This is a genomic window from Halogeometricum limi, from assembly GCF_900115785.1.
GTDB lineage: Archaea > Halobacteriota > Halobacteria > Halobacteriales > Haloferacaceae > Halogeometricum > Halogeometricum limi.
Window position 1 is genome coordinate 41,099 of sequence record NZ_FOYS01000002.1, and the last position, 12,026, is coordinate 53,124.

The following is a 12,026-nucleotide window of genomic DNA, read 5'->3' on the forward strand; positions in this document are numbered from 1 at the left end:
CGTTCACATATTCGCACGAAAATGCTCGAAGATGAAATCGACCGCCTGATGCCGACGGCGCACATCTCGTTAGACGAACCGCCCGCAGAGAAACAACTGGCCATCGAGTTCCTCTTGGACCTCGTCGTGGAGAACGGTCGCGTGACCGAACGCGAGACGGCACTCGCGGACCTCAAGGAGCGAGAGAAAGAGGCCACCACCGGCGTCGGCATGGGAATCGGAATCCCGCACGCCAAGACCACCGCCGTCGAGGCTCCCTCCGTCGCGTTCGCGCGGTCCTCGGAGGGCATCGACTTCGACGCGATGGACGACGAACCCGCGAAACTGCTGTTCATGATTCTCGTCCCCGAGGAGGGCGGCGAGGAACATCTGCAGATTCTCAGTTCGCTCTCGCGCGCCCTCATGCACGAGGACGTGCGCGAGAAACTCCTGAACGCCGAGGACGAAGAGACGGTTCAGAACACGGTTCGGGAGGCGGTGAACTGATGCCCGAACGCGTCGTCGAAGTCGTCCCCGAAGACGGCCTGCACGCCCGTCCCGCCTCGAAGTTCGTCGAGACGGCAAACGAGTACGACTCGGAGGTCAAAGTCGGCCCCGAAGACGGCGACTTGGTGAACGCCGCGAGCATGCTCGCCGTCACCGGTCTGGGCGTCTCCGGCGGCGAGAAGGTCCGCATCTCCGCGGAGGGCGACGACGCCGAAGCGGCACTCGACGCCCTCGAAGAAGTGCTTTCGACACCGGAGGACGAACTGTAACCGATGACAGAACGACGACTCGGCGGCGTCGGCGTCACGCCACTGTCGGGCGTCGGCGACGTCGTCTGGTACGCGCCCGACGCGGAACTGGACGACCCGCCGGCCCCCGAAGACGTGGACGCCGAGGCCGAGACGACGCGATTCGAGGAGGCTCGCACCACGGCACGTGAGGAGTTGCAACTCGAACGCGAACGGACCGCAGAGCGCGTCGGTGAGGACGAGGCGGCGGTGTTCGACGCGCACGTCCAGTTCCTCGACGACCCGCAGATAACCGACGGCGTCGAAGAGAAGATAGCCGAGGGACTCCCCGCCGAACACGCCGTCCAGCGGACGTTCGACCGCTTCGTCGAGCAGTTCGAGGGCATGGAAGGTCGGATGGCCGAACGCGCAGACGACCTGCGCGACGTGCGCGACAGACTCGTTCGCGTCCTCGCGGGCGGCGAACGGGTGAACCTCGCGGAGTTGCCCGAGGGGAGCGTCGTCTTCGCCGAGCGACTGACGCCGAGCGACACGGCGCAGTTGGACCCCGAACGCGTCGCCGGGTTCGTCACGGTCACCGGCGGCCGAACCTCCCACGCGGCTATCTTCGCTCGCTCGCTGGCGCTTCCCGCCGTCGTCGGCGTCGGCGAAGAGTTGTACGACGTCGAAGACGGCGAGACGGTCGCCGTCGACGGCACGGACGGCGTCGTCGTCGTGGACCCCGACGAGTCGACCCGCGAGGCCGCCGTCGACGGCGACGACGTGACGGTTCGTCACGACCCGGTGTCGACGGCCGACGGCGTCGAGATAGAGGTCGCTGGAAACGTCGGCACGCGGGCTGACCTCGCACCGGCCGCCGACCGCGGTGCCGACGGCATCGGTCTCTTCCGCACCGAGTTCCTCTTTCTCGACCGGCAGTCGCCGCCGGACGAACAGGAGCAGTACGAGGCGTACGTCGAGGCGTTGGAGACGTTCCCCGAGGGCCGCGTCGTCGTCCGAACGCTCGACGTCGGCGGCGACAAGCCAATCGACTACCTCGACCTGCCCGAAGAGGAGAATCCGTTCCTCGGCGAACGGGGGATTCGGCGGTCGCTCAGTCCCGACGCGGACCTGTTCGAGACGCAACTTCGCGCGCTCTTGCGCGCCGCGGCGCACGACACGGGCGGTGACCTCGCGGTCATGCTCCCACTCGTCTCCACCGTCGACGAGGTGGTGGCCGCCCGCGAACGACTCGAACTGTTCGCCGACGACCTGGAGCGAGAGGGAATCGAGTACGCCGTTCCCGAGTTCGGCGTGATGGTCGAGACGCCCGCCGCGGCGTTCATGGCCGCGGACCTCGCCGAAGAAGTCGACTTCTTCAGCATCGGGACGAACGACCTCGCACAGTACGTCATGGCGGCCGAACGCGGCAACGAACGCGTGGCCGACCTCGGCGACTACCGACAACCGGCGGTGCTCCGAGCCATCCGCGCGACCGTCGACGCCGCCGAGGGAACCGACGTCTGGGTCGGCATGTGCGGTGAGATGGCCGGCGACCCCGAGTTGACCGAACTCCTCCTCGGCCTCGGCCTCGACGAACTCAGCATGAGCGCCGTCACCGTGCCGCAGGTGAAACAGGCCGTGACGGAGACGAACACGGAGGCGGCGCGAAAACTGGCCGATAGCGCACTGTCGGCCAGCACCAAAGATGAAGTCGAACAAGTGCTAACACAGAACACACAATCATGAAGCTAGTCGCAGTCACCGCGTGTCCAACTGGCATCGCTCACAGCCAGATGGCCGCAGAGAACCTCGAACAGACAGCAGACCGACTCGGCCACGACATCAAGGTCGAAGTGCAGGGCGCGATGGGCGCGCAGAACGAACTCACGGCCGACGACATCGCCGAGGCGGACGTCGTCATCATCGCCGCCGACACGGCCGTCAGCCGCGACCGGTTCGAGGGTAAATCCCTCGTGAAGGGAACGGTCAAAGACGGCGTCAACGACGCCGAAGGACTCGTAAAGAAGGCCGAAGAACTCGCCGAGTCCGACGGCGCAGAACAGGTCGACGTCGCCGCCGGCGGTTCGGACGCGGCGGACGCCGAGTCCGATGCCGACTCCGACCCAGAACCCGCGGAGACGAACTCGCAGCAGGCGACGCAGCAACGCCGCGGCGGCGACCGCGAGAAGGGACTGTTCGCCCGTCTGAAGAAACTCTTCTCCTGAACCGCCGTCGTCGCTCTCCGCTCTCCGTTCTTCGCCGCTTCACTCCGCGCTCCGCGCTTCGTCCTTCGCGCGCTCGCTGCACACTGCGTCGATAACAGTCACGAACGCTCTCGAAAACGAACAGAACCGAACAGACACGCCGGTGGTCATATCTCGTCCGACTCGCCGATTTACACGGATTCGAGTACCGATATGTGCTGTTCGCAGTTCGTGCGTCGTACTCGGGAAATCGTGCAGGAACGAAAGCTCTCCGCATACGTTATAATCCCCGCACGTGAATCCCCAGACAGGTGACCCATAGTGCCATTCTACGGCGGTAGTGAACTCGGCAAGGTCTACGACGACGCACTGGAAGACGGGTTCGGTCTCGTCGCCTCGAACGTCGCCGAAACCAACGTCATGATGGGGTTGATGGAGGGTGCCTCGCGAGAGAACTCCGACCTCCTCATGCAACTGTCCGGCGGTGCCTGTTCGTTCGCCGGGAACGGCGACGCCGTCTCCGGCCTGAAGGCGATGGGCAACTACATCGAGGTCATCGCCGACCAGTACGACATCGGCGTCTTCCTCAACATGGACCACCAGACGGACATGGAGTTCATCGAGGCGCAGATGGACCTCGGGATTCCCTCCTCTATCATGATCGACGCCTCCCACGAGGCGTTCGAGGAGAACGTCGCGACGAGCAAGGAAGTCGTCGAGATGAAAGAGGAGAAGGGTGCGGACGTCCTCATCGAGGCCGAACTCGGTCAGATAAAGGGCGTCGAAGACGAGATAGAGGCCGAAGAGGCGTTCTACACCGACCCCGAACAGGCCGTCGAGTTCGTCGACCGGACGGGGTGTGACCTCCTCGCCATCTCCGTCGGGACGCAACACGGCGTCGCGAAGGGGAAGGACCTCGAACTCCGCCCGGACCTCGCACACGACATCCGACAGGCACTCCGCGACCACGGCCTCGACACGCCCCTCGTCCTGCACGGGTCCTCGGGCGTCCAACCCGACCAACTGCAGGAGATGCTCCAACACGGCATCTGTAAGGTCAACAAGGACACGCGCTACCAGTACGAGTACACGCGGACGGCGTACGACCACTACCGCGAGGACCACGAGGCCATCGTCCCGCCCGAAGGCGTCGAGGACGCCCGCGACACGTTCTTCAACGAGACCGAGTGGTCGCCGAACAAAGACGTGTTCGACCCCCGCGTCGTCGGCCGGAAGATTCGTGACCGCGTCGCGGACGTGCACGCGGACCTGACGCACGTCTCCGGCAGTGCGGGCCGAAGTCGCTACCGCTGAACGCCTCGCGCACTCCTCTTTCGTCGGCGGCGTCGACACCGCCCCCGCGCTTAAGTCGCTCCGTGACCTTCTGTCAGTCATGCCTCAAGTACACCTCGACGAGGAGACGGTGGCCCGACTCGACTCGCTTCGAGAAGAGGACGAAGACTACGACGAGATAATCACCGAACTCATCAACATCTACGAGGCAGAAGAACTCACGCTGTTCCGCACCGGCGACGAAGTCTGACCGACCGCCGACCCGCCGACTCACCGGTTTCAGACGCGCCCGCGGCCTGCTACTCTTGGTACGCGACTCTGACTCGTTCCCACTTTCCGTTCGACTCCAGGTGACGCTGTAACTCGTCGGCGTACTCCTGAACGAGACGCTCCGCCTCTCGCCGTTTCTCGGCGTCGTCGCCGCCGCCGCCACCGCCGAGTCCCAGTGCGCCCTTGATGGAGTCGAACAGACCGCCACCGCCGCCCGACGACGACTCCGCGGGTGCGCCGCCCATCTGCGCCATCTGCGACCGGACGTTCTTCAGTTCGGGCATTATCTGCGGGAGTTTCTCGGTGTCCGCGACGATGCGCGCCCGTTCGGGGTCGTCCGCGTGTTCGATCTCGAACTCCGTCGCCGTCATGATGAGTCCCCACTCCTGACTGGAGAACTCCGAGGCGGCGACTCGGTCGTTGAACTCGCGGTCGACCGTCATCCGGTCTCCGACGATGCTGTCGGTCCAGTTAGCCATGTGTCGGCGTATGCGTACGAGGCGTTTGAGCGTTTCCCCGTGCAGGAATCGCCGCACGGGCATCCTTTTTGCGCCCGTGGGTCCCGATAGTCGTATGGAACGATACGACCTTCTCTACCGACTGTACGCGGACTTCGAGACGGACACGCTCAGAGAGTTACAGAACTTCGTCGACCTCTTTCCCCCCGTCGACTCGCGCATCGCACTCGACTACTGGGAGGACGCGAGCGACGAACTAGAGGACCGAAAAGAGGAGGTGCAGTCGTCGTTCGCCGCCGGCGCGACGTTCGCCGAGATAGCCGCGCGGGCGACTCGCGACCAGACGTTCACGGCACTCGACCTGCACTCGAAGTACGGCCGGTCGGTGAACGCACTCGTCCTCGACGTCGACGAGACGCTTCGTTCGGCCGGGCGGACGGACAACGAGATTCCGCGCGACACGCTCCACCTCCTGACGGAGTTTCACGAGGCGGGCGTCCCCATCGTCATCTGCACCGGACAGACCTTAGAGAACGTCAAGGGGTTCACCATCCAGGGTCTCGGCAACGAACTCGTCCACTCGGGCGACGTGAGCATCGTCTACGAGGCGGGGACCGGCGTGTTCACTCCCGGCCACGGGTCGACGACGAAGCAGTTGCTGTACGAGGACTTAGACGACACCGTCCGCGAGGTGTTCTCGGAGGTTCGTTCGCGCGTCCTCCCGCAGGCGCCGGACGACCTGCGCGAGTCCGTCCACCTGCAGGGCAACGAGTTCAACATCACGCTCAAGCCGAACTTCGACATCGGGAGCGACCCCGCCGAAGAGGTCATCGACCACGGCCTCGTCTACCTCGTGGACCTCCTCGGCCGCGCGGTCGGTTCCGCACTGGACGGCGAACTCGGCGTCGACGCCGACGGCGGGGTCGCCGAAGACTGGGCCCGCGCGTACTACGCCGCCGCGGACCCCGAAGTTCAGACCGTCCTCGGCGACAGAGGCGCCGCACCGGAGTGTGACCCCGAAGACGTCCCCGAGACGGTTCGGTCGCTGTTCGACCGCATCGACGTCGCGTACTACCACGCCGACGCGGCCGAAATCGGGTCGCTCGAACTCAACAAGCCGAACGGCGTTCGGGCGGCCCTCGACGTCCTCGACGTCGAGGACCCGTTCGTCCTCGTGATGGGCGACAGTAAATCCGACCTCAGAGTGATGGAGTGGGCCGACGACGCCGACGCGGGTATCGCGGCCGCGCCGCAACACGCCTCCGAAGACGTGTTGACTCACGTCCGCGCCACCGACGAGTTGGTGTACGACCGCGGCGACGCCGCGTCTCTGCTCCGCATCGTCTACGTGATGAACCTCCTCGACGAACTGTAGTCCCGGGGGAACTGCCCGCACGAACCACTTTTGCCGTCCGGGTCCGAACGGCCGATTCGGACGCTCCGACGACCGACGGCCGGAGTGCAAAGGTTTACAACTTATCGAGTAAACGCAGAACTATGAGCAAAGATTACGCAGACTTGCACGACCCGAACGCGGAGTACACGATGCGGGAACTCTCCGCCGAAACGATGGGTGTCTCGGGGAAACGCGGTGGCCGCCGCGACGTCGAGATAACCGACGTCCAGACGACGATGATAGACGGCAACTTCCCGTGGACGCTCGTTCGCGTCTACACCGACGCGGGCGTCGTCGGCACCGGTGAAGCCTACTGGGGCGCGGGCGTCCCGGAACTCATCGAACGGATGAAGCCGTTCCTGGTCGGGGAGAACCCCCTGGATATCGACCGACTGTTCGAACACCTCGTCCAGAAGATGTCCGGCGAGGGGTCGGTACAGGGCGTCACCGTGACCGCAATCTCCGGCATCGAAGTCGCCCTCCACGACGTGGCAGGGAAGATTCTCGACGTTCCGGCCTATCAACTGCTCGGGGGCAAGTACCGCGACAAGGTGCGCGTCTACTGCGACTGCCACACGGCCGACGAGGCCGACCCCGAAGCGTGCGCCGACGAGGCGGAACGCGTCGTCGAGGAACTCGGCTACGACGCGCTGAAGTTCGACCTCGACGTCCCCTCGGGCCACGAGAAGGACCGAGCGAACCGTCACCTGCGCAACTCCGAGATTCGCCACAAGAAAGAGATAGTGGAGGCCGTCACCGAACGCGTGAAAGACCGCGCGGACGTCTCCTTCGACTGTCACTGGACGTTCTCGGCGGGGAGCGCGAAGCGACTCGCCGCCGCAATCGCCGACTACGACGTCTGGTGGCTCGAAGACCCCGTCCCGCCGGAGAACCACGACGTCCAGCGTGAAGTCACGCAGGCCTCCCCGACAACGCCCATCGCGGCGGGCGAGAACGTCTACCGGAAGCACGGGCACCGTCGTCTCCTCGAAGAGCAGGCCGTCGACATCATCGCGCCCGACATGCCGAAGGTCGGCGGGATGCGCGAGACGCGGAAGATAGCCGACATGGCGGACACTTACTACGTGCCGGTCGCGATGCACAACGTCGCCTCGCCCGTCGCGACGATGGCCAGCGCCCACGTCGGGACGGCCATCCCGAACTCGCTGGCCGTCGAGTACCACAGCTACCAACTCGGCTGGTGGGAGGACCTGGTCGAAGAGGACGTCATCGAGGACGGCTACATCGAGATTCCGGAGAAACCCGGTCTCGGCGTCACGCTCGACATGGACGTCGTCGAAGAACACATGGTCGACGGCGAGACGTTGTTCGACGAAGCGTAGCTTCGTCGTACTCGCAGCACGAGGTGCTGCGCCGTTCGACGGGGAGTGAAACGACTCGTCGTGCAGGAAAATCTTCGATTTTCCGTGTTCGACGAAGCGTAAGGCGAGTCGAGCCACGAGACCGACGCTTTATGACGGACAGGCGGCGCGCGTTCGACTACTCGAAGCGGTCGCGCCGCGCACTCGCAGGTCGCTCCGAGTGACTGTCACGTCACGGCGCGGACTGGCCGCCGCTCTTTATAAAAACGTACGTGCCGGTACACCTACACTTATCGAACGCCGAGTCAACTGTTGACGTATGTCGTACTCTGTCGACTACGAACTCTCGGATGCCGACGAGAACGTCCACCACGTGTGGGACAACAGTCTCGACCCCCGCGTCACGGTCGAACCCGGGGACATCGTCCGGTTCGAGTGCCGGGACGCACTCGACGGACAGGTCGGCCCCGACTCCGACGCCGAGGACCTCGCGAACGCGAGTTTCGACCCGGTCCATCCGCTCACCGGCCCCGTCGCGGTCGAAGGCGCGGAACCCGGCGACGTGTTGGCCGTCGAACTGCTGGATTTCGAGCACAAAGGCTGGGGGTTCACGGGGTACATGCCCGGCGAGATGGGTCTCGGTCTGCTGCCCGAGGAGTTCGAGGAGGCGGGCCTACACGTCTGGGAACTGGACGACGAGGTGGCGCAGTTCGTGAACGGTATCGAAGTTCCCCTCGACATGTTCCCCGGTATCATCGGCGTCGCCCCCGGCGACGACGGCGAACACGACACGCTCCCGCCGCGGGACACCGGCGGAAACATGGACGTGAAACACATGACGGCGGGGTCGACGGTGTACCTCCCCGTCGAGACGGAGGGGGCGTTGTTCTCCACCGCCGACTGCCACGCCGCGCAGGGTGACGGTGAGGTCTGCGTGACCGGGATAGAGGCACCGATGTTCGTCACCGCGCGGTTCGACGTGCTGAAGGACAAGTCCGTCAAGCAACCGCAACTGGAGACGACCGGACCGTTCACCCCGACCGGGTCCGACGAACCGATGTACGCGACGACGGGCATCGCCGACGACCTGATGGTCGCGACGAAGAAGGCGGTCAGACACATGATCGACCATCTGGAGGCGGAACGCGGCCTCACGCGCGGCGAGGCGTACATCCTCTGCTCTGCGGCGGTCGACCTGAAGATAAGCGAAGTCGTCGACGCGCCGAACTGGACAGTCACGGCGTACGTGCCCGAGAGCATCTTCCCGTAGCGAACGAGTCAGTCGTCCCCGAACGTCTCGCGCAAGCGGTCTGCGATGGATTTCCCGACCGTCCGGGGGTCCGCTTCGAGCAGTTCGAGTTCGTCGCCGACGCGAATCGTCCCGCCGTCGACCACGTTCGCGCAGATGCCGCCGCGCTTCCGTCCGAGGGCGCGAGCGACGCCGTCCTCGCCGGCGACCCGTTCGACGTGCGCGCAGGGTGGTCGCGGCCGCGTCCCGCGGAACGTCACCTCGCCGACGCGGAACGTCGTCTTCAGCAGGTCGTGGAGGTCGACCCCGCGCACGACGACGTTTCGTCGGTGACGGCCGTCGGTGAGGTCGATACCCGTCTCTTCGAGAATCGCCTCCAGTGCGCCGGCGTCGACGAACGTCACCTCGCACACGTCGTACGGCGAGTAGTAGCCCGTCCCGAGGAGGTAGCGGTCGCCGCGGAGGCCGCCGTCGACGGCTTCTATCGACTCGTGCGACACCATCGGCGCACCGTCTTCCGGACTCGTCCAGAGCGCTTCGACGCGGCCCAGTGGCTCCCGTTCGCCCGCGTCGTCTCCCGCCATCAGCACACCGACCGGGGGTCGAACCCGAGACCCCGCAGTGCGTCCGCGTAGTCCTCGTACGCCAACTGGATGGTGTAGCCGGCGACTCGCCGGGCCGTCTCCCAGTCTTCTTCCGTCTCACAGGTCGCATCGAGGAGCGACAGTCCCCGTTCCAGCGTCTCCAGCGTCTCCGATTTCAGTCCGCGGAGGACGTCTGCCGTCCTCTCGTCGGCCTCGTTCACGAAGAATCCGATGAGTTGGTTGTACGTCCGTTGGCTCACGAGGGGACGACCGACCATCCCGGCGGCGATTCGCTCGACCGTCGCGTCGCGGCCGCGCAGGTACGCGTGCATCGGTCCCGGTTCGTCGTCCGGTTCCCATTCCCCGTCGAGTTCTGCGGTCACGCGTTCGAGGTGGTCGGCCTCCTGGTCGGCGACGACGGCGAACGCCTCGCGCGCGTCGTCGTCGGTTTCGTCCGCCGTCCATCCGTCGAACGTCACGTGAGCGGCGTGTTCGCTCGCGGCCGCCACGTCGAGGACCCGTTCGCGCGTCAGGTCCGCGTCGGTCAACGCGACGAGCAGTTGTTGGGAGCCGAGTCGGTCCAACTCCGTCTGCTTGTCTTCTTCGACCGTCGAACGGAGCGTCGCTGCGTCCATACCCAGTCGTTCGGGCAGTACCGTCGTGAACCTTCGTGTCGGGGCGGTCTCAGTTCTGATATCCGGCGACGAACATTCTTCATGGGGTGTCCCATCGGGGAGGACATGAGCGACGACGCTGTTGCCGTGACCGACGAACAGCGTGAGATGGTCGACGGGTCGGCCCTCGCGGACGGTCTCGGTCTCGACGGCGACGAGATAGCGTGGCGCAAGGAGTTCAACCGATTCGGCGCGGAGGACGTGGCTCGACTGGAGTCGCTCGAACCCGTGTTCGACGACGTGGCCGACGAGGTGGTCGACGAGTTCTACGACCACCTGACGGGCGACGAGGGGGCGACGGAGATACTGGGGCGGTCGAGTAAGGGTCTGACGGCACTCAAGGCCGACCAACGCGCGTACCTCCGGTCGCTCGGCACCGGCGAGTACGACCGCGAGTACTTCGAGCGGCGGGCGCGAGTCGGCAAGATTCACGATATGTTGGAACTCGGGCCGAAGTTCTACCTCGGCGCGTACTCGGTGTACTACGAGGGGCTGACCCGGGCCATCGGCGCGGAGGTCAAACGGGAGTACGGCGACGGCGGTGCCGACGCGGACGGCGGCGGACTCCTCTCTGGCCTCCGCGGTTCCGGCGACGGCGGCGACGTGTCGGCAGCGGTCGACGCCGTGGTCGAACGGACGCTCTCGCTCATGAAGCTGTTCCTCCTCGACCAACAGGTCGCGATGGACACGTACATCCACTCGTACAGTCAGGAAGCGCGCGCACAGGCCGAACGGCGTCGCAAACTCGCCTCGCAGGTCGAGGGCGAACTCCGCGACCCCATCGAAGACGTCCACCAGTCGTCGCTCACCGTCTCCGAGGAAGCCGAGGAGATTCGCAGCATCGCGAACCGACAGGCGGCGGACATGGACGAAGTCGCGGGCGAGGTGTCTCAGATGAGTGCGACCGTCGAAGAGATAGCCGCCACCGCGGAGGAAGTCGAGCACACGAGCACGGAGGCCGCCGAGCGCGCCGCGAACGGCGAGGAGGCGGCCGACGAGGCTATCGAGGTGATGGAGGACGTCAGTCGGGCGGCGACCGAGGCGTCCGAAGACGTCCGTCGCCTGCAGGAGAAGATAGACGAGGTGGACGGCGTCATCGAGACCATCAACGAAATCGCTGAACAGACGAACCTCCTCGCGCTCAACGCCTCAATCGAGGCCGCACGCGCCGGTGACGCCGGCGAGGGATTCGCCGTCGTCGCAAACGAGGTGAAGTCGCTCGCCGAGGAGTCGCAAGCGCAGGCGAGCGAGGTGGAACAGACGGTCAACAGCGTCCAACAGGAGGCCGGTGAGACCGTCGAGAGTCTGTCGGAGACGACCGAGAAACTCCACGAAGGGATCGAGCGCGGCGAGGACGCGATGAGCAGTCTCGGCGAAATCGTCGACGCAGTCCAGCGAACGACCGACGGAATCGCTGAAGTCGCCGACGCCACCGACAACCAGGCGATGAGCGCCGAACAGGTCACGAGCGTGGTCGAGAACACGCGTCAGCAGGCCGAGACCGTCGCCGAACAGGTCGAGGACGTGGCGGACGCGAGTCGCCGACAGGCCACCAAGATGGAAGGCATCCGGGAGTCGACGAAGCGACTCGCCGTCGGCGACGACGGCGGAGACGACGGCGAACTGGCCGGCGGCGAATCGAGCGACGACGAGACGGCGGCCGGTGTCGTGGATGACGCGTCCGCCCCCGCCTTCGTCGACACGGACGGCGGCGTCGACGCGATTCCCGAGGCGGTCAGGGCGAACGTCCCCGACGACGTGCTCGCGGCCGCAGCGTCCGACGAGTCGACCGACGCGACCGGCGGCGACGACGCGGGCGACTGAACGTCGACCGAGTGGCTCCAACGACTCGCGAAGCGT

Annotated in this window: 13 protein-coding genes; 10 read left to right on the forward strand and 3 right to left on the reverse strand. The window is 65.6% G+C overall.

Going from position 1 to position 12,026, the window contains the following annotated elements:
* Nucleotides 1-21: 21 nt before the first annotated feature.
* The 6 genes from BM282_RS05080 (at nucleotide 22) to BM282_RS18415 (ending at nucleotide 4,463) form a co-directional block, all read left to right on the forward strand.
* On the forward strand, nucleotides 22-486 hold the full coding sequence (locus tag BM282_RS05080) for a PTS sugar transporter subunit IIA (RefSeq protein WP_089877506.1): 465 nt from the start codon (nucleotides 22-24) through the stop codon (nucleotides 484-486).
* The gene (gene ptsH1, locus BM282_RS05085) at nucleotides 486-755 is read left to right on the forward strand and encodes a phosphocarrier protein HPr (protein WP_089877509.1); all 270 of its coding nucleotides are present in this window, start codon (nucleotides 486-488) and stop codon (nucleotides 753-755) included. The genes BM282_RS05080 and ptsH1 overlap by 1 nt, the downstream gene beginning before the upstream one ends.
* 3 nt (nucleotides 756-758) lie before the next feature.
* Complete coding sequence (gene ptsP, locus BM282_RS05090; RefSeq protein ID WP_089877512.1) at nucleotides 759-2,462, forward strand: phosphoenolpyruvate--protein phosphotransferase; 1,704 nt, start codon at nucleotides 759-761, stop codon at nucleotides 2,460-2,462.
* Nucleotides 2,459-2,941, forward strand: coding sequence for a PTS fructose transporter subunit IIB (locus BM282_RS05095; protein WP_089877515.1), 483 nt, complete (start codon nucleotides 2,459-2,461; stop codon nucleotides 2,939-2,941). Before ptsP ends, BM282_RS05095 begins: the two co-directional genes overlap by 4 nt.
* Nucleotides 2,942-3,241: 300 nt before the next feature.
* On the forward strand, nucleotides 3,242-4,234 hold the full coding sequence (gene fba, locus BM282_RS05100) for a class II fructose-bisphosphate aldolase (protein ID WP_089877516.1): 993 nt from the start codon (nucleotides 3,242-3,244) through the stop codon (nucleotides 4,232-4,234).
* A 79-nt stretch (nucleotides 4,235-4,313) separates the two neighbouring features.
* A complete protein-coding gene (locus BM282_RS18415) occupies nucleotides 4,314-4,463 on the forward strand; it encodes a DUF7557 family protein (protein WP_175501384.1) in 150 nt (49 codons plus the stop codon).
* Nucleotides 4,464-4,512: 49 nt separating this feature from the next.
* Here BM282_RS18415 and BM282_RS05110 read toward each other — a convergent pair whose 3' ends face one another.
* Complete coding sequence (locus BM282_RS05110; RefSeq protein WP_089879401.1) at nucleotides 4,513-4,962, reverse strand: DUF5799 family protein; 450 nt, start codon at nucleotides 4,960-4,962, stop codon at nucleotides 4,513-4,515.
* A 94-nt stretch (nucleotides 4,963-5,056) separates the two neighbouring features.
* Between BM282_RS05110 and BM282_RS05115 the strand changes: the two genes are divergently transcribed.
* The 3 genes from BM282_RS05115 to BM282_RS05125 all read left to right on the forward strand — a co-directional run bounded on the left by BM282_RS05115 (nucleotide 5,057) and on the right by BM282_RS05125 (nucleotide 8,929).
* Nucleotides 5,057-6,316 (forward strand): HAD family hydrolase, encoded by a 1,260-nt coding sequence (locus tag BM282_RS05115; RefSeq protein ID WP_089877522.1) that lies wholly within the window; start codon nucleotides 5,057-5,059, stop codon nucleotides 6,314-6,316.
* Between the two features lie 122 nt (nucleotides 6,317-6,438).
* Entirely contained in the window at nucleotides 6,439-7,680 is a 1,242-nt protein-coding gene (locus BM282_RS05120; RefSeq protein ID WP_089877525.1) for a mandelate racemase/muconate lactonizing enzyme family protein, read from the forward strand.
* A 298-nt stretch (nucleotides 7,681-7,978) separates the two neighbouring features.
* Nucleotides 7,979-8,929 carry an acetamidase/formamidase family protein gene (locus tag BM282_RS05125; protein WP_089877528.1) on the forward strand — a complete coding sequence of 317 codons (951 nt, stop codon included), beginning with the start codon at nucleotides 7,979-7,981 and terminating at the stop codon, nucleotides 8,927-8,929.
* A gap of 8 nt (nucleotides 8,930-8,937) precedes the next feature.
* Here the strand turns inward: BM282_RS05125 and BM282_RS05130 are convergent, their stop codons facing one another.
* Nucleotides 8,938-9,492: an MOSC domain-containing protein gene (locus BM282_RS05130; protein ID WP_089877531.1), complete on the reverse strand. Its 555-nt coding sequence runs from the start codon at nucleotides 9,490-9,492 to the stop codon at nucleotides 8,938-8,940.
* Entirely contained in the window at nucleotides 9,492-10,127 is a 636-nt protein-coding gene (locus BM282_RS05135) for a rubrerythrin family protein (protein ID WP_089877533.1), read from the reverse strand. The genes BM282_RS05130 and BM282_RS05135 overlap by 1 nt, the downstream gene beginning before the upstream one ends.
* Before the next feature lie 105 nt (nucleotides 10,128-10,232).
* Between BM282_RS05135 and BM282_RS05140 the strand changes: the two genes are divergently transcribed.
* A complete protein-coding gene (locus BM282_RS05140; protein ID WP_089877536.1) occupies nucleotides 10,233-11,990 on the forward strand; it encodes a globin-coupled sensor protein in 1,758 nt (585 codons plus the stop codon).
* Nucleotides 11,991-12,026: the final 36 nt, after the last annotated feature.